The following is a 22,587-nucleotide window of genomic DNA, read 5'->3' as shown; positions in this document are numbered from 1 at the left end:
TAACCGCCGCAATTCTGGTGATTGCAGGCATGTTTTCCCTGCCAGGGATAGCGGCTGAGGCGTCCTCTTCCGGAGAGGTGATGTGTGAGGACTCTGGCCTTTTTGGTCCGAAGTTGTTCACCGACATCTGCTGGGCGTGCCTCTTCCCAATTCGTGTTTCTGGTGTGCAAATAACCCCCGGCACAGCCCCCGCGAAGGCTACAAAAATGGTCTTCTGCATCTGCCAGGAAGGCTCATCCTCGATCTACAAGCCCGGAATCATCACTGCAATGTGGGAGCCGGCACGGATGGTTGAAACTGTCCGTAAGCCAGGCTGCTCGCCAACCCTAGGTGGTGTAACGCTGCCGCTTGGCAACAAGCGCAGCTATGGCCGACTTCGGCAGGACAACAGCACCCAGACAGGTCAGGCTGCCGGGTCGTTCTACCACGCGCATCTGTATGCATTCCCGCTACTTCAGATCCTCGATCTCTATACGCCTACCAAATGCAACCCGGACGGTTATCTCGACCTCGATATCATCTCTTTCACTGAGATCGACCCGACCTGGAACAACGGTACGTTGGCTTTCTTCCAGCACCCCGAGTCCGCGGCCGTGGCAAACCCAATCGCTATTGCGGCCTGTGCTGCCGAATCCGCGCTGGTTACCGCTCGAAAGGAACCTCTTGAGTCGCTTTGGTGGTGTACCGGTACATGGGGGAGCATCTACCCATTTGCCGGCGTAACCGTGGCGCAAGATGCAAACCGGACGACAGCATTGCTGGCTGCGCGAGTGATCGCTCAGCAACACCGCAGGGGCCTCGCTCGACGCACTATGGGTGATGAAAACGTGTGCAAGGCGGGTATCTACCCGACGATTCCGAAAAGCCAGTACAAAGTGACCCAGTTCTGGCCAAAGTCGCAGAACAGCAGAGCAATGTGGCTCGGAGAACCGCCGCAGACTTGGGAGGGTGGGCCTAGTCGGCATGTTCCAGGTACTGGGAACGATGCCATGTACATGTTCTGGCGATGGACAGATTGCTGCTCGAAGCTCTAATGGAGAATCCGCCCGTAAGGGCGGATTTGCGATGGTATGAGTCAACTGCCTCGTCCTGAAAATCGGGGCTTGTGAAAACAAGCTAGGTTGACCAGGGATAGCCGTAACCAACCGGCTACGTTTGCACCAGGTCGAACCGACCCACCCCGGAATGCTTCCTCAGTTCCGGGCACTGGAAGGTCGGGACCATGCTGGCGAAAGGTAAAGCGCCGAAGGTTCCGACCGCCGCGACAGCGGGAGCCGGGTGCAGACATTCCCGAGGGGAGCGAGCCGCAAGGCTCCGTCACCAGGCCCGTAAGGGCACAGTTCAAAGGAGGATCGCCGTGGCGGTCTATGTGTTGGATAAGACAGGCACGCCGTTGATGCCATGCAGCGAGAAGCGAGCGCGATTGTTGCTGGAGCGCGGTCGCGCCCGCATACACCGGCAGGTGCCGTTCGTGATCCGTCTGGTGGATCGGCGGCAGGCCGATAGCGCGCTGCAATCGCTGACGCTCAAGTTCGATCCGGGCAGCAAATTCACTGGCATTGCCTTGGTACGCCAGAAGGGCCAGCGGGTGTCTGTTCTCTCACTGATGGAATTGGCCCATCGGGGCGCAGCGATTCGCCAGGCCATGCAGCAGCGGGCGGCGTTTCGCCGTCGCCGCCGTGGTCAGAACCTGCGCCACCGCGCCCCGCGCTTCGACAACCGCACCCGGCCGGAAGGCTGGCTGCCGCCAAGCTTGCGCCACCGGTTGGACACCACGCTGGGCTGGGTCGGGAGGATGCGTAACTGGGCTCCGATCAGCGATCTGGCAGTCGAGCGGGTCAAGTTCGACATGCAGGCCATACAGAACCCGGAGATCAGCGGCGTCCAATACCAGCAGGGCGAGTTGGCCGGCTACGAGGTGCGTGAATACCTGCTGGAGAAGTGGGGCCGCTGCTGCGCCTACTGCGACGCTGAAAATACGCCGCTGGAGATCGAGCACATCGTTCCGCGCAGTGCCGGCGGCAGCGACCGGGTGCCCAACCTGACCCTGGCCTGCCGGCCCTGTAATCAGCGCAAGGGCAACCAGCCAGTCGAGGTGTTCCTGAAGGCCAGGCCAGAGCTGCTGGCCCGAATCAAGGCGAAAGCCAAAGCTCCACTTCGGGATGCCGCCGCCGTCAACGCCACCCGCAATGCCCTGTTCCGTGGCCTGCTGGATACCGGCCTGTCGGTCACCACGGGCACCGGGGCGCAAACCAAGTACAACCGCCGACGCCTTGATCTTCCGAAAACACATGCCCTTGATGCCGCCTGTGTCGGCGAGATCAGGGCCATCGAGCACTGGCAACGCCCCACGCTGGCGATTAAGGCCACCGGGCGGGGCGACTACCAGCGCACTCGGCTGACCACACATGGCTTTCCGAGGGGTTACCTGACTCGGCAGAAACGCCACTTCGGCTTCCAGACCGGCGATCAGGTGCGCGCCGAGGTGCCGACCGGCAAAAAGGCCGGCACTCACCTGGGGCGAGTCGCCGTGCGCAAGACCGGCAGCTTCAACATCCAGACGTCTGATGGCGTGGTTCAGGGCGTCCACCATCGCCATTTCACCCTGATTCAGCGGGCCGATGGCTACGCCTATTCCCACATCCAAACCGATAGCCCTCAATCCCAAAAGGAGGCAGCGAGAGCAGAGGTACGCTGAGCGTGCCGCGCTATCCCTTGGTCTGAGGGCCGGGATATCTCGTGCAAAATTGATGAATGACTTTCTAATGCTGTACCTGCCCCCGGTTTTGATTCTGGGGGTTCTCGCGGGCATCGCCCACGTTCGTCTACTTGAATTCCCTGCCTACCGAGGGTGGTGGGGGGAGTACAAGGTGAACTTCATGCTCCGCCTATGCCTCAGTGGCGAATACAAGGTGTTCGCCAACGCGATCTATCGTGGCAAGACAAGGGGAGAGTCAACACAGGTTGACCACATCATCGTGTCGCGCTACGGGATCTTTGTCCTGGAAACGAAGTGTTTCAAGGGGAAGATCATTACCTACCCAGAAGCCCCCGAGAGCTGGTTGCAGATCGTCGGCCGAAGGAAATATCGCGTGCAAAACCCGCTGATGCAGAACTACGCGCACGTGAAGGCAGTTCAGAAGGTCACCGGAGTCCACTCTCAGAAAATCCACAGCTACGCAGTGATGGCAGGGCAGGCCAGTTTCACCTATGGAATGCCTGAGCGGGTCTACAGCATTTGGGGCGCGATTCGTAAAATCCAGTCCTACAAAGCCCCGGTTTTTACTCGGGGCCATGTGGTGTCAATTTGTCGGGCGCTGAGCGAGCGCAGAATCAAGGGGGGGTATTGGGCTGCAAGGCGGCATGTCGAAAAGCTGAAGCGCCGAGGCGATGATGGATCTACAACGTGCCATGAAGATAGACCCCGAGAGGAACACCTATCGCCACCCCAACAAGAACAGCAGCAGTGACAGAGATGATCGCGACCGTATCCCAAAATACTGCCTCTGGCGGCGCTTCAAGTGACTCGTCGGTGGCCAGCTCTTCTGTCCACAGTGGGGTGGCTTCGCGTGGAGGAGGCTGATCCGTCGCTTGTCTGCGTCTTCTACTGGTTCTTGCCGGTGTTGACGTAAGATCATCAAGCATAATGACTCTCCTAAGCAAAACGCCCCGCAATGCGGGGCGTTTTCATTACTGGCGCTATCAAGCAACCGCTTCTTCGGGAAGCGAATCGAGAGGGTCGGCATTGCCCTCAGGCTCAATGTGACCCGCAGCCTCGCGCTCCTCCTTCTCGGCGCTCACTTTGGCTTCTGCCTTTTCGATATCTTCTTGGAGCTCTGCAACTTTGCTGGCGTATGCCTTTGCTCGCGCGCTCTGACCGAGGCCAACGAGTGAGCGGATCAGCCGGGCCATTTGGTTGCTCTTGTTTGCACGAAATTCCTCAGCTTCCGAGCTATCGATTTTCTCATGCAGCCAGGCGGTATCGACCTGGATAATCAGGTGGTCAAATGCCTGAAGCAGGCTGCTCATCCGCTTGATTTCTGGGCTGGTGATTTCGAATTCGCGAGTCAGTGGTGAGCTGTACCCTGCAAGCTCTTTGATTCCCAGACTCTTCAAAAGCGTGTCCATCCGCTCAGACTCGTCACGCACGGCTACTTCCATGCGCTCGATTTTCTTCGAGACCGCATCAACCACCGCTTTGTGATCAAAGGTCTTGAGGTTTTTGGCCAGCTTGCGGGACGTAACGTCGATGATAAAAAGAGCCGTCATGAGGCTATCGAAACGGTTGCCGGCGAAGAACTTCGCCTGCTCAGTGTTCAGTACCATCTTTCCTTTGAGGGATGGCTTGGAGTATTGGTATTTCGTCGGTTGTGGTTGAGTGGTCGCCATTAGCGGTTTCTCCGGATGTTGGTGGCCGGACTATTGCACCAGCTTGCGGAGCCTCTGGATTTCGATTTCACGCACGAATAGCGTCGGAATTTGAGGTGCGTTTTTCTGGTTGACGACAGAGTGAAATGGCGGCGAGAATTGCGGCACTCATCGGCCAAGGTCGATTAAGAATTTGCCTCCTGGAGGCCATTGACCCTAAGTGACAGCATGCTGCTGCCACTGGTACCCAAGACGTGTATGCGTCTGGGAGCAAGCCAAGCTGAGCTTATCAGCTTAAAAACCAAGCCTACGTTCGCGTAGCGCCGATCAAAAAAGGAAGCCATTTGGCTTCCTTTTTTTGTGTCAAAAAAACCCTGACGGGGAACTCCCGTTAGGGCGTTCTCCGTTCTAAAAAAATGGAGAACTGAAAATGGCATCTACAACCCTCAAAGTTAAAGTGCTGACCGCGTTTGGCTTCCTCGTTGCTATGTTGGGAGCTGTATACGCACCGCAGTTTGCAAAGCATGTTTTGCCTTTGACACTCTGCGTGTTCCTCGCTGTGGTGATCCTGAATGCTGAGCAGATCCTGCGTGGTGTTCTGAGCTACCTACGCGGTTGTCTGAAGGCTTCGGCTCCTCAAGCAACCAAGACCTTACCCAACGCCCGTTGGTGTAGCAGCGTCGATTATGACAACTACTACATTCCCTCCTACCTGCGTCGCCAGGGAGAAGAGAAATGATCCGTGTTGACTTCGATGTTCCAAGCTATCTCCGACTGCCACAAGGGCTATGCATTGTTTCAGAGCGCCTGGCCCATAAGCTTCCCGAGCCAGAAACCAATGAAACGATGCACCAGGCGCTTGAACCGGTGGTGATCAACAAACTGTACCGGCCGGAAGGCCGCAACCAGGTTGCATCGATCGAGAACCAAGAGCAGGGCGAGATCAAAGGGGAGTTCATCCCTCGCGAATCCCAGCCCGCGCATCAAGAAACAGCTCAAGAGATCCAAGTCGCCCAAAGCGATGAAGATCAAGATGAGCGCGCACCTGAACTCAATTTCCAAGGCGTTGCTGGCAGGTCTGTTACCGGCGAATACCGCGGTTCAGGTTTCGCCCACTATCGGTTTCTCAAGAAGAACGGAAAGTCGTTCTTCTTGCGTATCGGTGAACACCTGGTTTGGGGAATCGAGCTCAACGCTCAGCTACGCAAATCTGGAGCGCAACAAGGTGACAATATCTCGCTGACATTCCTTGGCAAAACCGCCGTGAGTGTGCTCAAAGAGGTCGTTGTCGACGGTAAGAAAGAACAGGAGTGGGTTGATACCTACCGCAACTCCTGGGAAATCAAGATCGTGAAATAGCCAGCAATGCGCCCTTCGGGGCGCATCTCAACCAAACGGAGGTACCCATGTCCAAAGACTCAGAAGGCAATTACGCCCCAGAGAAACAAGATGTGCTGGTAGCCGCTGATGGCCGCTGGCATGACATTTACGCAAGCCTCGCATCTTCATTGGTGCCGGCACACAAAAAAGCAGGACGTGGGGTTCCATGTCCGGTGCATGGTGGGGAAGACGGGTTTAAGATTTTCCGCAAGACGGCTGGATCGTCGAGCGGTGGTATCTGCCGTACCTGCGGAGTCAAGGCTGATGGCATAGCCTTGCTGATGTGGGTCAACCGCTGGAGCTTTCACCATGCTTTACAGGAGGTTGGAGCATTGCTCCGGGTCAAAGACCCGTATGGACGCACCGCTGATGGATTTATCCCAAGCGTTGTAATCCGAAAGGAGCGAGCCCCAGCAAAACCAGAGGCTTCAGACGATTGGCTGCGTGAAGCTATGCGCAACCTGTGGAAGGGAACCGTTCCTCTCACAGACCCATCAGCGGAACCAGCAAGGCTCTATCTTCGCTCCCGAGGCATTCTTGCTTGGGATCGACCAGAGCTGAGCCGCTACGTTCGCTTTCACCCGGAATTGACCTACAAGGACAAAGCCGGCAAGCGTTCTAAGCATCCAGGGATAGTGTGTACGCTCATCGATCCTGAAGGCCAGGCTGTGACCATCAACCGTCACTACCTGACGATGAAGGGTGAGAAAGCCGATCTCGCGGAGCCGAAAAAAATGTTTCCAATTCCCAGCAACCGCAAGCTTCCCGGTTGTGCGGTGCCAACATCGCATCCAGGAGAAGTCTTGGATGTATCCGAAGGATTGGAAACAGCTCTGTCGGTAGAAACAGCCATGGGTATACCAGTATGGCCCTTGGTGAATTCCTACTTGTTGGAGAACTTCGTACCACCAGCCTGCACCAAAGCAGTCCGAATCTGGGCTGACAAGGACCGCAAGGAGGGTGGCCAGAAAGCGGCATTGACCTTGAAAAAACGTCTGTGGGAAATGGGGATCAAGGCACAGATAATGTTGCCCGACATGCCCATCCCTGACGGCTCCAAAGGTGTCGACTGGAATGACGTTCTTCGTGAACGTGGTTCCCTCGGCTTCCTAGGCCACGAGGTCTATCGCGCACAGCGATAGGCCTCTGGCCTTCTCAACTTCCCCCTCTTTTTCCGACCGTAAAAGCGCCTGAAAACGCGCCCCCTCCTGTTGGCCAACGCTCACAATTCGAGCATCCCCATCTTGGCCAGACGGACTCATGACGCCCCTAAAATTTCCCATCTTGTTGCTTGCTGCCGCTATAAGCAGCACTTCCCTTGCGGGAGAGACCAAGCCCGCCGAGTCAAAAACGCCCCAGGTTGCTGGTTCTTCGTTCTACCAGGACAAAGAGCGCGGCTGGTTCTGGTACGAAGATCCGCCTCCTGAACAGGAACCCGAAAAACTCGAGCCCGCGCCGGTTCCAGCGGCCCCACCTCAAGCCGAAAGGGAAGCCTCCGAACCAGCCGCGCCCGAGCTGCCCCCGACCGGCAGCGTGGCGTGGATTCGGGAGATGCTTCCGAAACTGCGTGACGCAGCAATGGATAACCCTACCAAAGAGAACGTGAGTGCATATTTTTGGGCCAACCGAATCATGATGGACAAGGCCGAGCGATTCTCACGCCGCTCAGCTGACGTAATCCGAAATGATCCACTGCTCGATGAGGACATGCGTTATCCGGCTTCCAACGCCGCCTCAGATGCTTTGGCAACTGCGGCCGGCAAGCAGAAAGAAACCCTGTTGAAGCTCATCGCTGGCAGCTCTGCGCTGATGTTCTTCTACAACGGTAACGACTGCATTCTGTGCGAACAGGCCCAGGCAGCGGTCTCTGCTCTCGAGTTCAGGTACGGGTTTACTGTCATGCCCGTCTCGATGGATGGGGCCCCCCTTCCTGGCGGCAAATACCCAAACACACAGTACGACACTGGGCTCGCAGAGCAGCTGGGCATCATCACCTCGCCTGCGCTGGCCCTAGTCATCCCTCCGAATGACGTGAAGATCGTCAGCTTCAGCACCGTCTCAATGGAGACGGCAACCACTCGGATTTTAATGGCAGCGAATGAAGCAGGGCTGATTTCCGATCAGGAATACAACGCTACATCCCGCCTTAACACCATGGGTTTGATCGACGCCACGAAACTGGCTGACGCACCGCCCGACGCAACAAAAAACCCTAACGAATTCGTGAATCGGATGCGCGATGAAGCTCGTCGCGCCTTTCAAAAAGACAACGGAGGTGCCCAGTGAAAATCAAACCGATCGCCCTTGCTGTAGCGCTGATGGTGCCCTTCGGGGCTCACGCGAACATTCAACAGCAGGTCAATGAAATGTTCAGCGGCATGATCAACGTCACCAGTCCAGGGGCATATAAAACAGCCACACGCGGCGTTATTACCGGCGGGTCCGTTGTCCTTCGGAATCGGATATCCACCGCCAACCTCATCAGCATTACCCCGCCAAGCGCAAAGGGTGGATGCGGGGGGATCAACCTTTACAGCGGCTCGTTCTCCTTTATCAACGGCGAAGAGTTTGTAGCGCTCATGAGGAATGTGGCGTCGAACGCGGCTGGCATTGTTTCGGGCTTTGCCTTTGAGTTGGCCCTCGATGCGATGGACGCTCAGACAGGTGGTGTGATCCGCAACCTGGCCAACAAGATCCAGGCGCTCAATCAAATGTTTTCCAACAGCTGCCAGCTGGCGAGTGGGTTGGTTACGAATGCCAAAAAGGCATACGAAGAAAGCACCGACTTCAAATCCGCGATGACGGCCTTCGGGTCGAACGTCTCATCTGACTTCTTTACCGCGAAATCCACCAAAGAAGACTCACCAGCCAACCGGATTGCTGCCTCTGGTAAGGCCGTTCAATGTGAGAACACAGGGAATGTTCTGTGGTGCGCCATGATGAAGTCTGGCCTCCAGTCGCAGATCCTATTCGGCAGCGACGAAAACGCGGAATTCATCATGTCGATGGTCGGCAGCTACAACGTGTCGCTCACCAACGACGCCAGCGGGGGGAAAAACTTCGCTGCGCATCCCATGCCGAAGCTGATCACCGGCGAAGGTCTGAAGATTCTTGTTGAGGGCTCGGCCAACCTTGATGTCAAGGTCTACCAGTGCGACCAGGATGACCCGGACTGCTCAGACCCGAACATCCGAACTCTCACCAGCTTCAAGGGCCTCGAGACTCGAATCCTAGAGGATCTTCAAAACAACGGAATCCTTGAGCGTTTTGCGAACGGCACTGCAACCGCTGCTGACGGAAACCGGATTGCATACCTCGCATCAAGCCGAGTAGGGGTGAATTTGATGAAGATCACCCAGAAGGCAGGGGCTCAATCCGGTTATGACTATCTGAACCAGTTCGCCAAGAAAATTGCTGCTGATGCTTCGATGAGCCTGATTTATCAGCTGCTTGGGCATACAGAGAAAGGCCTGACCAGCCTGAATATGGCGGATGCAGGGAAGGTGATTGAGGACCTGCGGGCTACCAAGGGTGAGCTCATGGATGAATACCGCTCGTACATCGAGGAAGCAATGCAAGGCAAAGATGCCGATGGCCAAGCCGAGAAAATGCTCCAGATGGCCCCTGTGTTTGATAATGGAACCCTGCCACAGGGAACCATCAACGATAACGCAGGCGCGTAACGGAGATATCCATGGACTTCACTATCTACACGACAGGCAGCGCCGAGTTCCTTGAGATCATGCTCAATGCCTGCGCAATGATCACAGGCAGCGGTGACGCAGAAGACCTTGCCCGTATTGGCGCGCTGATAGGCTTATTTCTGTTGGCGTTCCAAGCTGTTTTCAATAACCAGGCCATTACCTTCGGAAAGGCGGGCCTTGTGCTCGTCCTTTACATGATGTTCTACGGCCCTACAGCCACCACTGTTATCGAGGATACGGTGTCGTCGCAGGTGCGGGTGGTGGACAACGTGCCTCTTGGCCCTGCCTTTGTCGGCTCAGTCATCTCAACGGTGGCCTACGGCATTACAAAAACCGCGGAGCAGGCATTTTCTACTCCAAGCATGACCGACTACGGGCTGTTCTCGAGTCTGAGCACATTGTCGAAAGTGCGCGACGCTCTTCGGAACCCGATGGCACTGGACGGCTTCCAAAACTACCGAAAAGCGGACGGGTGGGATCTGCCCCGATCGGTGAACGAGTACATGACATTCTGTTCACTGAACCCCGTGGCGCTGAGAACGGATAAGACCTTGACCGACCTGTACCGATCGCCTGGCTGGGCGGAGGTGCTGTCAAACCAGAACTCATCGATGTTCATCTACGTCTATGACGGTACCGCCGGCACCATGAAAAGCTGTGCAGAGGCGCGGTCGTTTCTCAACGCCCATTTGCAGAACGTCTATACAGACGTGCTAGAGGACATTCTCCAGAAAGGGTTCAGCGAAGAGGCCAAGACCAACCGCATGACCAGCGGTATCCAGGTTCAAGCCGCTACTGACCAAGCTATTCAGAGCCTCGCACTGAGTAGCAAGTCGGCTCAGGACTACGTTTTGACTTCGCTAATTGCGCCGATTTTCAACGATTCCCGTGTCGATGCCATGAACCATTGGCAAGAGCAAAGAGCCGCAATGGCTCTTCGCGAATCGCTCAACCAGCAAGAAATTCAATGGGCGGGGAAGGGCGACAGCTTCAAACACTACATGAGACCGATGATCGCCTTCTTCGAGGGCATGCTCTATGCGATGACGCCGTTCATGGCCTTTGCTTTGCTCCTGGGTGGGCCTGGCCTTTCTATCCTCGGCAAGTATCTCGTGTTGCCGCTGGCGGTGGGTTTGTGGATGCCGCTGTTGAGTATCGTGAATGCTTTTACCCTCTGGTATGCAGGCTCCCAGATGGAAGCCGTATTCAACGGCTACGACCCCACAGGTTCTGGTTTCGCAATGCTCCAACTCATGGACATAGACAAAGCCATCGGCAAGGCACTGGGTATTGGCGGTCTGCTTGCGGCGTCCGTGCCTCCATTGGCACTGTTCATCGTTTCCGGCTCTGCCATGGTTGCCAACAGCGTCATGAGCCAAATGACGGCAGGCGACAAATTCAAGTCCGAAGACGTGAATCCTCGGGCCCAGGATAGCGCACCTGTTCTCAGTCAAAATGCCTCGTTTACTTCCGACCAGGTAAGCTCCGGGGTGAGCAGAACGGGATCGCCGCAGCTTGCTGAGACGATAACCGGCGACCAAGCTGCGAGTGCAGTCCTTCAGAGCGCCCAAACCGCCTCGCAAACGGCCACGAGCCAGTACCAGAGCAACCTCTCAGCGGCAGGCCAGCAACTAGCCTCGACGAGTACGGGGCGCGAAGCGATGACGCAAATGGGCGAAAGCATCAAAGCTAGCGATGCTCTCAAGCAAAGCTCTTCCTATAACCAGGCAGTTGAGAATCTTCGAAGCAGTGGTTTCTCTGAGTCGTCGATAAACATGGCAACCGCAGCCTCAGCGCTTGGTGGGCAAGCCGGCCTGAAAGGCATCATGGCCAACCTCAAAACCAGTGATGGCAAGTCGCTTTCCGAAATGAGCGGCACAGAGCGTCGAACTGCCGAAAAATCTCTCTCGCAGTTAAGTTCTTCCGTGGAGAGCGCTAACACCCGTGACCTGACATTTGCCACCGGTGATGCCTTCCGTGACTCGTCGATGGCCCAAAGTAGTGTTAGCAACACTGATCAGATAAATCAAAGCCGCACTGAAGCTCTACAGGCACAGAATACGTACAGCCAAGCGGCTTCTCAGCAAGACACCATCAGGGCAAGTCAAGGCCTCAATCTTCGCGATGCAGCGATCAAGTCGCTATCGAGAGGCGGGGTATCTCGAGCAGAGTCTGGCTTAGAACTTCAGCGCATGGCTGGTGCAACTGATGAAGGGAAAAAGCTCTTCGCTGAAGCATTTAATAGCCAAAGCATCAAAGATATGTCGTCGAATACGGACGAGCAGAGGGCGATGGCGGCAATCCGGGCGATTAACCAGCAAGGCAGGCTCGGCGAATTGGTCATGAGCCAATTCAATCCATTCGACTTCAACGTAGCTCAGGGTAATGCGGGAGAGTTTGCAAACATAGCAGACAAAGCCGGCGCAGCAACGGCCGGGAACTCAGGTTTGCAAGGCGAGTTCAATTCAAGATGGCAGGGTAACAGTGACGCATATGCAGGTGCTCAGGACATGAACATTTCTGCTAAGGAAGCGGCTGAAGACCAAGGTGCTGAGCTTGTCGGAAACCGTCATGCGGAGAACAGCCTAGCCCCACAACTCGCGCATGCTCGCAACAGTGAGGATGTTAGAGGGGCGGCAGATTCAGAGGCCGCGCAGCAACTATCGACCTTCGGTAAGAACTACGATGATAAGGGCTTGATGATCAAGGCCGCATCGGCGGTTCAGAGCATCCAGTCGGGCGGCAAAACGCTTACGAACTTCCTGGCTGGCAACGAGAACACACAATTCAGCAATGACGTTTCTGAAGGGCAGCAACTGGGGCTGACAGATAGCCAAGCCGCACTTCGAGCAGCTAGCCGGGCAGGCATGCCAACGGACTCTGATATTTATCAGTGGTCCTCCTACCACACCTACTCGGAAGCCATGATCGCGTCTGGCGGGGATGAAGACTATGCGAAGGGCGTCCATGCTTCATTGACGTACCAGGCAGCAGGAAGTGATGGAACATCTGCTGACCGGCCGGTTGTGGAAACTGTCGCTGCGGGCAATCGTCACAATCCCCTGCCCAAAAACTTTAGACCTGCGGCAATTGAAAATGCTGAACAACCCAAACAGGCCAGCGGACCGAGGAGACCGTCAATCGAATGAGTAAAAAAGGGGCTTTATAGCCCCTTTTTAGTTGAAGCCGACAAAGACAAATCGGTAGATCGCCATGACAGCGAAAAAGAGGGCGATTCCACCAATGATAGTCAGCTCCAAAGAAATCGCTCGAAGCCCAAGAATGGCATCACGACGCAAGCGAGCAAGCCCGCTTTTCCGAGGCATCCCATTCCACTCCTCGCTCAAACAGAAGGGGCAGATGCTTTTGAGAGGCTTCTCACCCCCGACCTGCACACCATCGACATAAATCGATCGCTCCATAACCACACGTGGAACCATCATTTTCTTGCAGCATTGGCACTCAGCCTTGTCGTTTCGCATCTCGTTCACCCCTCGAAAGTTCTTACCCTAAGAATCTCACAGCGCGCTGTAAACCCAAGCGAATCTACGTAATGGCAGGAACTGGCTAGGGCAGGCCTCTCCCTGGATGGGTAGACACCTCACCTTCGCGACTGCGGGCGAGCCTGGCGCACAACGAAACCTTTCTCTCTATCGACTGCCCAATTCATCCCTTGAAGAGTTCGGCCAGCCAACCCTTCACCGCGATGGCTGCGGATTCCACGCCATCCGGCCACCCAGTCCGCTCTCATCTGGCCAGGCATTCCACGGCCATCTGGCCACCTGTTCCACGGCCATCCGGCCGGGCAGTCGGAGCGCAGCGACGCAGGGGGGGCATTGTTAGTCTGAGGTGCCCGGTGTCGTCAATTTCTTCGTCTGTTTGCGCATCGACTCACCCTTGAGGTTGATCCGATAAGCGTTGTGCACCAGGCGGTCGAGGATGGCGTCGGCCAGAGTCGGATCACCGATCAGTTCGTGCCAGTTGTCCACTGGCATTTGGCTGGTCACGATGGTCGAGCGCTGGCCGTAGCGGTCGTCCAGTAGCTCCAGCATGTCGCGGCGCTGTTCCGCGTTGAACGGGGCCAGACCCCAGTCATCAAGGATCAGCAGGTCGGTCTTGGCATAGCCGCTCATCAGCTTGGCGAAGCGCCCGTCGCCGTGGGCTAGGCCCAACTCTTCCAACAGGCGCGGCAAGCGCAGGTAACGCACGCTGTAACCCTCTCGGCAGGCCTGGTGGGCCAGGGCGCAGGCCAGCCAGGTCTTACCGACGCCAGTCGGGCCGTTGATAATCAGGTTGAGTCCGTCGCGTAACCACTGACCGCTGCTCAGCTGGAGGATCAGCGCCTTGTCGAGTCCGCGCGGGCTGCGGTAGTCGATGTCTTCGAGGCAGGCGTTGTGCTTGAGCCGGGCCTGACGCAGGCGGCTGCTGAGGCGCTTGTCGTCGCGCTCGGTCAGTTCGCGGTCGACCAACAGGCCGAGGCGTTCCACGAAGCTCAGGCTGTCGATGTCGGGGGTTTTCAGTTGCTCGGCGAGTGCCTTGAGCATGCCGGTCAGGCGCAGGGTCTGGAGCTTGTCCAAGGTCGGATGGGGCAGCATGGTGGGATTCCTTGTGTTCAGTGGTAGTAGCCGGGGCCGCGCAGGTTGGCGTGGTCGTCCGGCAGCAGGGGCAGGTGCTGCTGGGCCAGCGGCAGGTTTTCCAGCCCCTGGCGCAGGATCGATTCGAGGCTCTTGTAGCTGCACGCGCCGAGGCTGAGGGCGCGTCGGCAGGCCAGCTCCAAGCGCACTTCGCCATGGGTCTTGCCCAGGCGCAGGATGCCCAGGCAGGCCCGGTAGCCTTGGGTTGGGTGGATGCGCCGTTCGAGGATGTGGCTGATCACGCCGGCGGTGTGCGGCCCGGTCTGCTCGGCCCAGCGGATCAACCGTTGCGGCGTCCACTCGGCATGCTCGCGATGGCTCTTGGGCATGTGCTCGGTCTGTGTGCTATGCCGGCCCTTGTGTGGCGAGCGCAGGTGGCTGGCCACCCGCTGGTTGGCGTGGAAGCACTCGACGGTGCGCGCCGTCAGCCGTACTTCCAGCTGTTTCTTCACCAACTGGTAGGGCACTGAGTAGTAATGCCCATCGACCTCGACGTGATAGTCGATATGCACGCGCGCCTTCTTCCACTCGGCATAGACGTAGGGCTGCTCCGGCAGTGGGCTCAGCGCTGGACGATCCAGGGCTTCGAAGGCCGAGTGCCGGGAGCCCGGCAGCTTGCGAAACGGTCGTCGGTTGAGCCGCTCCAGCAATAAGGCGATGGCGCTGTTGAGTTCGTCCAGGGAGAAGAACTGGCGGTTCCTCAGCGCGGCGAGGATCCAGCGCTCGACCACCTGCACGCCGACCTCAGCCTTAGCCTTGTCGCGCGGCTTACGCGCCCGCGCCGGCACCACCGCCACGCCATAGTGCTCGGCCAGATCGCGGTAGCTCGGGTTGATGTCCGGCTCGTAGCGATGGCTCTTACTCACCGCGCTTCGCAGGTTGTCCGGCACCACGATTTCCGGCACGCCGCCGAGAAAGGCGAAGCAGCGGACATGGGAGCCCAGCCAGTCCGGTAACTGCTGCGACCAAGTGGCTTCGGCGAAGGTGTAGCTGGACGCGCCAAGCACCGCGACGAACACCTGCGCCTGGCGGATCTCGCCGCTGTGGCGGTCGATCACCGGCACCGTCTGCCCGGCGTAGTCGACAAACAGCTTCTCACCGACGCGATGCTCCTGGCGCATCACCACGTCCAGCTTGCCCTGCCAGGCTCGGTAGTGCTCGCAGAACCAGCTGTACTGAAAGCCTTTCGGCTGGCTCAGGCGATACTCCTGCCAGAGCAGCGCCAAGGTCACGCCCGGCCGGCGTAGCTCGGCATGCACCCAAGACCAATCGGGCAATGGCCGTTGCTCGCTGGGCACCGCAGGGGGCGGTGGGAACAGTTGCTGCTCCAGCTCGGAATCGGACAACGAACAGGGCCAGGCTAGACCGCTGGCGGCAAAGCGGTTGAGGTAATCGCCGACAGTGACACGACCGATCTGCACGCTGACGGCAATCTGGCGAGCCGATAGCCCGACCTCGAACTTGAGACGAAGTACTTCGCGAATCTTACGCATGGATAAACGCTCCACGACGACCTCTCTGCTTCGAAAAAGAGGTCGATGGTAGTGAAGAAATCCTGCGTTACTGCCTGCCCGGTTGAGTGGCCGGATGACCGTGGAATCAGTGGTCGGATACGCGTGGAATGGGTGGCCGGATCACCGTGGAATCGGTGGTCAGATGCTTATGGAATGGGTGGCCAGATGACCGTGGAATCCGCAGCGATGGCAATTCGCTCCCGCAACAGGAACATCAAAACAGACAGGCCAAGGCTCACGCCCAACGCCTCGGCACCCAAGCGGGCGAACACGACGATGTTGATCAGAAGCAACACCATGATGCCAAAAAACTCAGCATTCGCTTTTGCTCCAGTGAGAACCTGCTGCTCAGTCAGCATCCACTTGGGCGACAGGCAAAACGGACAAACCGAAGACTCCGGGTCCCGGCCACCAACGGGGACGCCGCTGATGTAGAAGGGGGCGCTAGTGACCACCTTCGGGACCATCATTTTCTTGCAGCACTGGCACTCAACTTTGTCGTTTCGCATCTCGTTCACCAATGAACTCTTCCGCCACTAAACCGCATGTGCGGTTGTCGTCGGAATTTCGCGGGTCGTTGACTTGGGCTTGACCGCTTGCGCGGACAGCGGCTTGAGTCTCGCCGTCACGCCCGTCCCAGGCGTGTCTTGCAGTATCCAGGCGTCGAGCAGTACGACCCTGGCGCTGTTCTGATCCCTCGGCAGCACGCAGCCACAGGCACAGCGGTGCATGCGCTCACTGAGCAGTTTGGGCACGATGGCCCAGCAGGCTGAACAGCGCTGCGAGGGTTTTAATCGGCGCGTATCGGACAGATGCAAAACGGAACCAGCTTCGTGCGCTTTGTAGGTGAGCATCTGATGCGCCATGCTGAAGCCGGCCGAGAGAATTTCCCGGTTCAGTCCAGCCTTTTGCCGCACGCGACGGCCCGGTTTCTCAACCGTGCCCTTAGCGCTGCGGCTCATGTTCTGGGGTTGCAGTTCTTCCGTGGCGATCAGGGCGCAGCGCTGCACCAGGGAAGTCGTTTGTTTATGCAGGAAGTCGCGCCGTCCATCTGCAATGCGCTGGTGCAGACGGATGATTTCCTGGCTTAGCAGCCGATAGCGGTGCGAACCCCGCTTCCTTCTGGCGCGTTGTCGTTGCAGGTTGGCCAACTGGGGCAGCGCCTCGCGCAGCCAGCGGGGGTTTTCGATCTGGCTGCCATCATCAAAGTTGGCCCAGTGACTGACGCCCAGGTCGATACCAATTGCATCGTCGCCTGTTCGCTCACGCCGACAGGCGGACTCGGGCACCCGTAGGGTGATCGAGGCATACCACTGATCTTGGCCGGTGGCGTGATTGCGGCGGCGGCTGAGGGTCAGGTCATTCGGCGTGAAATCGGCGAAACGGTGGCGGCCCCGCAGACGAATCATCATCGCGCCCTTGCCGCTGCCCAGCCGCAACGTGCCGCCGCGCTGGCCGAGCTGCTGGAGCTTCCAGCCGGCTGGATCGGGGTAGGAGAAGCCCGAGTAGCGGGCGCTGGATTTGAAGCGGGGAAATCCCGGTGACTGGCCAGCTTTGACCCGGCGAAAGAACGCCTGAAAGGCTCGATCCAGTCGGCGCAGGGTCTCTTGCAGGGCATGACTACCCAGCTCGACCAGCTCCGGCCGAAACTGTTTTATGACGGGTAACGTGTTCTGTTGGTCGTAGTAGCTGATACTGATACCAGCTTTGCGGTACGCCTCGATGCGCTCCTGAAGCGCAGCGTTGTACAGTTCGGCGTGCAGGCGCACCCAGCCGTCCAGCCGTTCTTGCTGGCTGACATTGGGGTAAAGCCTAAAGGTCACTTTTCGCCTTTGCATGCTTCCGACCCTACAGCATCTCACCCATAACCCAAGTCGTCCGCTTGGCATGCCGCCTGGCTACGGGCCTGGCAGAGGATGTTCAGTGGTTGCACCAGATGCATCGGCCGGGCTTGAGCGCGTAACGAGCATTGATCTCCTTGCACTTGCTGCATGGGGTGAGAGTGATGTCTCCGGTCTTCATTGCGTTGCTGAGCTGGTAGCCATTGGAAGGGGAGATCATATCGCTGGCCTCGACGCCAACCGCTTTACACAGCTCCACATACTCACGATGAGCCGCAACCACCGCGCGAGCATTCGTCCGCCGAAGAGGATTGTCGGCGAGCAGCCTGTACACAGTGAGGTAGAGCAGGCTGTGAAGAGGGCTTTCAGCCAGTGTCTTATTCGGTGCCTGTATGCGCCCGCTTTGGGACTGGACAAGGGGGGTATCCCGTAGCAAGGAGCGCTTCATCCGAACTACCTCGTCTGCATTCAATCCTGTCCATTGCGCGACCAGCTTCGGCTGTAGCTTCTGCTGAAGCAACTCGGTCGCAACCACATCGAGGGGCATCGTAGACGGATAGTCTTTAACCCGGCCTATGCCACTTACGCCAGGCTTCAGGAAGTACCGAAGGTCGCCAAGCAATACGGTGGTCACGTCTCTCAGTTGATCATCTGGCGATGATAAGTTCATCCTCAGCTTCCTGAGGTTGCACCTGGTGCCAATCGAGAACCCGCCGCGGCTCACCAGCATCATGCGAGAGTCGAAAGATCCTGCCTCGAACACCCGATACCCAACATCGTCGAGGCCTACAGCCAGAATAGGGCTTGTTTCGTTGACGCGGGAGAAATGACAAAACTCCATGAACATGACCATCTTGTTGCCAATCTCCCTGAACTCCTCATCGTCCAGGTAGCCCCTGCCGACTTTCAGGGTGTTGTAGTGAACACGGTAGAGAGAAACGGGAAGGGCATCTACAGCGTTCAACTGACGCTGGTTCGCGCTCAAAGACGAAAGCCAAACCATATCGCTTTGAGTCAAGCGCTGCTCGGCGAGAATGACATTGAAATCCCGCAAGCCAGATGTCAGCCAGCGCAGGCCCATTTGTATCATCGATGCGTTGATCTTAACTCGCATGTCCCTGCCCTTACTTTAAACGCTGTAGTGAACGCCAAATGCTGAGCACATTACTCGCATACTCGCGTGCGTCAAGTTCACGCTTTGGGTTTCGTGTATGGTACCCACCAATAGCAAGTTGCATATCGACAGGATATTGAGCAATCGACTCGCAAAGTATCTGAGCACCAACGCGGATGTTCACCTCGGGGTCAAGAAGAAACTCCGGGCGCGCTACTCTATTGCCGTTCCAACGATAGTTTATTTGCATAATCCCTATGTCGGTGAGGATGTCTTCGGCAATATATTTGCCGAGTACAGCCTTGGCATCCATGTAGGTATTAGGGTACAGAGCGCCACTAGGTTCATTGCGAAGCGCAAACGGGTGTGGTGCAATCATCCCTTTTCCGGCAGATGTTTTAGATTCCTTTAGAGCTAGTGAATATAGAAGCAGAGGGTCCGGCTTGCATGCGGAGGCCATTGACGCTCGCTCCCACATCGTTCCTTTTAATGAAAAGCCATTAGCTTTAGCGCTCACTGAAGTACCTATGGCAATGCATGCAGATACTGCAATAAAAGAACTGATACGGATATTAAACATTTGCCCCCCTTATCCAGCTGGCAACTGGACGAGAGGCTGGCTCATTACTGACCTGTTCCTTTTTGTCATCAGCAACAATATTATCTTGCTGAGTATCTGCTTGCTTGCTTTTAGCATCTTCGGTCGCACTAATCATGCTTAGATATAGCGCTGCCATTGCAACAAGTCTTTTACCCCGATAATCGGGGTCAATAGTTTCAAGATGCGCGTGCAATTCTTGTGTCGCTGGCGTGACTCGACATTGTAGTCTCATCGTTTTATCCACATTCCCTCCTTAGCGCGTCCTTGCGCACCCGTTAAATTAAGAGCGTGCGATATGCCAGAAACCTTCGGCATTGCTTTTTACGCTGTTCACGGGCTTGACTACCAATGCATCGGGAAATTCTTTTCTGGCAAATGGCTCATACAATGAGGCTCCCCCGCCGCCGAGGATCACACAGTCGATAGCACGGCCCTTCAGGAATCGAAGTCCTTGCTTAATCTCAGTGAAAACGGATGGGATAACACGTTCGGCAGCACGCTCTAGATATTCTGCAAGTTCAACCTTGCGGCCATAAATCAGGATGTATGACTTACCCGACTGGAGCGCATGTTCAATCTTTTCTACGCCAGGAATACCGCCATGATCCTTCGCAATCTCTTCATTGCACGCTTCAAGTACAACAGACATAGCCTTGAGGCTGCTGCTGCTGGAGTTGACTACCAGCTCGCGATGGTCAAATACGACCCAATCAACACTGAAAAATCCCGGATCGATAATGATCGAAACTGACTCCTCAATAACTTCCGATGCATCTGAGTTGCAGTAGATCTCTGTCAGAGTCCCGATCGGCTGAGCAACAACCTCTACTCGCTTAACGGTAACCTCTCGCTTTGGCGTAATGCGATGCGTCCCAGTCATACGCTTTACTAGGGCTTCCACATAGGCCTTATCGCGAGCCTGCGAGACAGGAAGGCCAGTTACTAAGCAGTCAATCACGTCTTTATCACCCGCAGCATGCAGCAGAGCTCCCTTAAACAGGGCCTCATAGGCGTGCGAAGACGTGTAATCCTCGTGCAGTTCTCGTCCATCCTGAACACGGCCGGGCGCGGCAAATGCCACCCAGGGCGCTCCATCAACCTCCACGATTACTTCACCAGCGCGTAACCCAGAATCCCCAGGCAGAACGCTCAAGGGAGCGGCCTGCGAGGGGCGAATAATCGACTCCGGATGCCCATCCCCACTGCCAAAAACGCCAATCACGTTGCTGTAACCAATATCCAGACCTAAGGCGTTACCCATTCGAATGCCGCTCCCAGCAAAAAATGACAAAAGAAGTGCGTCAGATGACGACGCGAATGACCCCGCAGCACATGAAACCCCACATCCAAAGAATCCCAAGCGCTATATCTGCATCACCCGGTCACCAGATGACGACGCACCGTAATAATCAGCCTTCCTGAAAGCTTTGGGCTTCGTTTTCAGGACGTTTTAGCGTCTGAAAACGATCCACGCCTTCTCTGTCGACCCGCAAAATGCTCCCATCCACAAAGGAGCAACATATGAACTCACCCTCTGAAGCCCCCAAGCACCCAGCAGTAGCGGAGCTTGATCGCGTCTATTCCAGCCTTGTCGGCCGAGCGGAGGAGCTGCGCGACTCTTTCTTCCAGACAGCCCTTTCACTGCACGCAGGTAAGCCAGGGCACATACCGATCGTGATCCGTATCCGGCAATCCAGCCCGAATGCCGTCACCATCGAATGGGCGAAAGTCATTTTGCCGAGGCTCAAGGAAGGCGAAGCCAAGAAACCGCGGGTCATCCGGACAATCAATAAGGGTCAGGGAAGCAAGTACCCGGTCTCGTCGTTCTCATTCGTCAAGGAGCCCTTGAAGAACATCGTTCGGGCCTACGAAATCCAGCTCGCCGAGATCCGGGAAACGTGCTCGGTCATTCAGCGAGTCCGCCGTCAGCTTGTCCCTGCGGTGAAGAAAGCTGGCGTGGTTGACGGCTCGATTTCTGCGTTCATCACTCATGATTACCCCGCAACGTCCGACTAAGCGAGTCGCCTGGGAACTGTGCCGAAAAATGGTGGAGCCCAACAAAATCAAGGGCTCCGACCTACAACACCTCTTCACGACACCCCTTCACGACACCCTTCGACGATGACGACACCTCTTCACAGTACCGTTTGCTGCAAACTGACCCGGCTGAATAGCCGCGACGCCTTAGCGGGCGGGCGTTTCAGTCCAGCAACACCCCTTCACAACACCCCTTCACGACACCCCTTTGGCGATGACGACACCCCTTCACGGCAACCATCTGACGTGGATATCGCTACACGCCCCGTTGCGCGGGCCTTTCAGAGCGGCGCGCATGAAACTAGCCCCAATGCGATTTTCTCTCTATGTGAGGTGAACCGTCAGACTCCCATAAGCAAGCGAGGTGGTGTGAGGGTGGTTTTCCTGAACCTGTGTCGCGAAGCGGGTGAAGGGGGTGTAACGGAAGTGAGCAAGCACCTGCGGGCAGGTAGAGGGCGGGCAGCGGATTCGGAGCGCACTAAATCCTTGGGATTGATTGCGATGGTGGGAGCATTGGCACAGCGCAAATTTGCGGGCTGGAGTAAGCAGCCAGGATTGAGAGGGAGTAAATCTCATGCTCGGGAGCGAACAACTGGAACTACTGCTTGGATCAATCGGCGCGTTGAGTGCCGGGTTAGCAACCGCCTGGCTGACCTACTACGGATCGAGGTATGTACTCAGCGATGCGAAAACCGACTGCGCGAAACTGCGGGCGGCGATGAAAGCCTTGGCTGGCAAATCTGCGAGCGTAAGGGGAGGGCCTAGCGAATGATCTTCGCGAACCTGCCATACCTCGGAGCATGGACATCAGCAATCCACGGGATGGTTTTCACTGGCATGTGCATTACCGGCATCGCTTGCTGCGTAAGCTTGTCGATCAAGTCAGCATTGGTTGTCACCAGCGTGATATCGAACATAAAGAGCCGGCGAAACACGGCAATGAACAGGCGGTGACATTTGGAGTTTAGAAAAAGAGATGACGGCAGGTTATTCCCGCCGGTGCTACCAAACGGCGATTTCATAGGCGTTGCCCATGGGAGCCAACTCCGGCAGGTTCTTTTTTCAGTGCGGGATGACGGCCTGTACGGGGAGGGTGTATTTCTCCTATGGCACGAAATATCCGGCGTATCCATCACTGACGCCAAAGGATTCCAGATTCGGAGCGGAAAATATGCCAGCGGCGGAATTGGATTTTACGCAGGGGCATCTGCTCTGCTCGATTTGACTGGGGAAATCGTTACCCGGATAGATGGATACACTGTCGACTACTGCCTGATGAACCGAATCAGTTACGAATCAAACAGGAAGATCTAGTTCGATGCTGCGTTCGTGCGCTTTTAAACGTGTCGCGAAGCGGATGGATGCATGTTGTTAAGGTGAACCACAAATTTAGG

General features: G+C 56.6%; 21 protein-coding genes. 10 read left to right on the top strand and 11 right to left on the bottom strand.

Annotation, left to right across the window (positions count from 1 at the left end):
* Positions 1–29 precede the first annotated feature (29 nt).
* The 3 genes from RGV33_RS33750 (at position 30) to RGV33_RS33740 (ending at position 3,470) form a co-directional block, all read left to right on the top strand.
* Entirely contained in the window at positions 30–1,034 is a 1,005-nt protein-coding gene (locus RGV33_RS33750; RefSeq protein ID WP_033050424.1) for a TraU family protein, read from the top strand.
* A gap of 323 nt (positions 1,035–1,357) precedes the next feature.
* Positions 1,358–2,698 (top strand): RNA-guided endonuclease IscB, encoded by a 1,341-nt coding sequence (gene iscB / locus RGV33_RS33745; RefSeq protein WP_322148908.1) that lies wholly within the window; start codon positions 1,358–1,360, stop codon positions 2,696–2,698.
* A 52-nt stretch (positions 2,699–2,750) separates the two neighbouring features.
* Positions 2,751–3,470, top strand: a complete 720-nt coding sequence (locus tag RGV33_RS33740) for a nuclease-related domain-containing protein (protein WP_231980890.1) — start codon at positions 2,751–2,753, stop codon at positions 3,468–3,470.
* A 232-nt stretch (positions 3,471–3,702) separates the two neighbouring features.
* Here RGV33_RS33740 and RGV33_RS33735 read toward each other — a convergent pair whose 3' ends face one another.
* The gene (locus RGV33_RS33735) at positions 3,703–4,389 is read right to left on the bottom strand and encodes a hypothetical protein (protein WP_013100915.1); all 687 of its coding nucleotides are present in this window, start codon (positions 4,387–4,389) and stop codon (positions 3,703–3,705) included.
* Positions 4,390–4,798: 409 nt separating this feature from the next.
* Here RGV33_RS33735 and RGV33_RS33730 point away from each other — a divergent pair, with 409 nt between their 5' ends.
* The 6 genes from RGV33_RS33730 (at position 4,799) to RGV33_RS33705 (ending at position 12,601) form a co-directional block, all read left to right on the top strand.
* Positions 4,799–5,107 carry a hypothetical protein gene (locus tag RGV33_RS33730; RefSeq protein WP_033050417.1) on the top strand — a complete coding sequence of 103 codons (309 nt, stop codon included), beginning with the start codon at positions 4,799–4,801 and terminating at the stop codon, positions 5,105–5,107.
* Positions 5,104–5,727, top strand: a complete 624-nt coding sequence (locus RGV33_RS33725; RefSeq protein WP_028621620.1) for a hypothetical protein — start codon at positions 5,104–5,106, stop codon at positions 5,725–5,727. The genes RGV33_RS33730 and RGV33_RS33725 overlap by 4 nt, the downstream gene beginning before the upstream one ends.
* Before the next feature lie 47 nt (positions 5,728–5,774).
* The gene (locus RGV33_RS33720; protein WP_047297007.1) at positions 5,775–6,890 is read left to right on the top strand and encodes a toprim domain-containing protein; all 1,116 of its coding nucleotides are present in this window, start codon (positions 5,775–5,777) and stop codon (positions 6,888–6,890) included.
* Between the two features lie 118 nt (positions 6,891–7,008).
* Positions 7,009–8,034: a conjugal transfer protein TraF gene (gene traF, locus RGV33_RS33715; RefSeq protein WP_047297005.1), complete on the top strand. Its 1,026-nt coding sequence runs from the start codon at positions 7,009–7,011 to the stop codon at positions 8,032–8,034.
* Positions 8,031–9,431 (top strand): conjugal transfer protein TraH, encoded by a 1,401-nt coding sequence (locus RGV33_RS33710; protein ID WP_047297003.1) that lies wholly within the window; start codon positions 8,031–8,033, stop codon positions 9,429–9,431. Before traF ends, RGV33_RS33710 begins: the two co-directional genes overlap by 4 nt.
* Before the next feature lie 11 nt (positions 9,432–9,442).
* The gene (locus RGV33_RS33705; protein ID WP_047297001.1) at positions 9,443–12,601 is read left to right on the top strand and encodes a conjugal transfer protein TraG N-terminal domain-containing protein; all 3,159 of its coding nucleotides are present in this window, start codon (positions 9,443–9,445) and stop codon (positions 12,599–12,601) included.
* A 27-nt stretch (positions 12,602–12,628) separates the two neighbouring features.
* On the opposite strand, the gene RGV33_RS33700 is transcribed toward RGV33_RS33705, so the two are convergent.
* The 9 genes from RGV33_RS33700 to RGV33_RS33660 all read right to left on the bottom strand — a co-directional run bounded on the left by RGV33_RS33700 (position 12,629) and on the right by RGV33_RS33660 (position 20,417).
* Complete coding sequence (locus RGV33_RS33700; RefSeq protein WP_043859881.1) at positions 12,629–12,934, bottom strand: hypothetical protein; 306 nt, start codon at positions 12,932–12,934, stop codon at positions 12,629–12,631.
* A gap of 357 nt (positions 12,935–13,291) precedes the next feature.
* On the bottom strand, positions 13,292–14,047 hold the full coding sequence (istB, locus tag RGV33_RS33695; RefSeq protein WP_046622600.1) for an IS21-like element ISPpu23 family helper ATPase IstB: 756 nt from the start codon (positions 14,045–14,047) through the stop codon (positions 13,292–13,294).
* 17 nt (positions 14,048–14,064) lie between these two features.
* On the bottom strand, positions 14,065–15,579 hold the full coding sequence (gene istA, locus RGV33_RS33690) for an IS21-like element ISPpu23 family transposase (RefSeq protein WP_058167704.1): 1,515 nt from the start codon (positions 15,577–15,579) through the stop codon (positions 14,065–14,067).
* 167 nt (positions 15,580–15,746) lie between these two features.
* Complete coding sequence (locus RGV33_RS33685) at positions 15,747–16,118, bottom strand: hypothetical protein (RefSeq protein ID WP_322148905.1); 372 nt, start codon at positions 16,116–16,118, stop codon at positions 15,747–15,749.
* 18 nt (positions 16,119–16,136) lie between these two features.
* The gene (locus RGV33_RS33680) at positions 16,137–17,438 is read right to left on the bottom strand and encodes an RNA-guided endonuclease InsQ/TnpB family protein (RefSeq protein ID WP_028621615.1); all 1,302 of its coding nucleotides are present in this window, start codon (positions 17,436–17,438) and stop codon (positions 16,137–16,139) included.
* A gap of 82 nt (positions 17,439–17,520) precedes the next feature.
* Positions 17,521–18,555 carry a hypothetical protein gene (locus RGV33_RS33675; protein ID WP_013100922.1) on the bottom strand — a complete coding sequence of 345 codons (1,035 nt, stop codon included), beginning with the start codon at positions 18,553–18,555 and terminating at the stop codon, positions 17,521–17,523.
* A gap of 10 nt (positions 18,556–18,565) precedes the next feature.
* The gene (locus RGV33_RS33670) at positions 18,566–19,135 is read right to left on the bottom strand and encodes a transglycosylase SLT domain-containing protein (RefSeq protein ID WP_013100924.1); all 570 of its coding nucleotides are present in this window, start codon (positions 19,133–19,135) and stop codon (positions 18,566–18,568) included.
* A complete protein-coding gene (locus tag RGV33_RS33665) occupies positions 19,128–19,400 on the bottom strand; it encodes a hypothetical protein (RefSeq protein ID WP_080922816.1) in 273 nt (90 codons plus the stop codon). Before RGV33_RS33665 ends, RGV33_RS33670 begins: the two co-directional genes overlap by 8 nt.
* Positions 19,401–19,436: 36 nt before the next feature.
* The gene (locus RGV33_RS33660) at positions 19,437–20,417 is read right to left on the bottom strand and encodes a ParM/StbA family protein (protein ID WP_028621613.1); all 981 of its coding nucleotides are present in this window, start codon (positions 20,415–20,417) and stop codon (positions 19,437–19,439) included.
* A 260-nt stretch (positions 20,418–20,677) separates the two neighbouring features.
* Between RGV33_RS33660 and mobI the strand changes: the two genes are divergently transcribed.
* Positions 20,678–21,172 (top strand): conjugative transfer protein MobI(A/C), encoded by a 495-nt coding sequence (gene mobI / locus RGV33_RS33655; RefSeq protein ID WP_013100926.1) that lies wholly within the window; start codon positions 20,678–20,680, stop codon positions 21,170–21,172.
* A gap of 782 nt (positions 21,173–21,954) precedes the next feature.
* On the opposite strand, the gene RGV33_RS33650 is transcribed toward mobI, so the two are convergent.
* Positions 21,955–22,215: a hypothetical protein gene (locus tag RGV33_RS33650; protein WP_156796376.1), complete on the bottom strand. Its 261-nt coding sequence runs from the start codon at positions 22,213–22,215 to the stop codon at positions 21,955–21,957.
* Positions 22,216–22,587 lie beyond the last annotated feature (372 nt).

Origin of the sequence: Pseudomonas sp. Bout1 (genome assembly GCF_034314165.1) — a bacterium.
Taxonomy (GTDB): Bacteria; Pseudomonadota; Gammaproteobacteria; order Pseudomonadales; family Pseudomonadaceae; genus Aquipseudomonas.
This window is presented reverse-complemented; position numbering and strand designations above follow the sequence as displayed.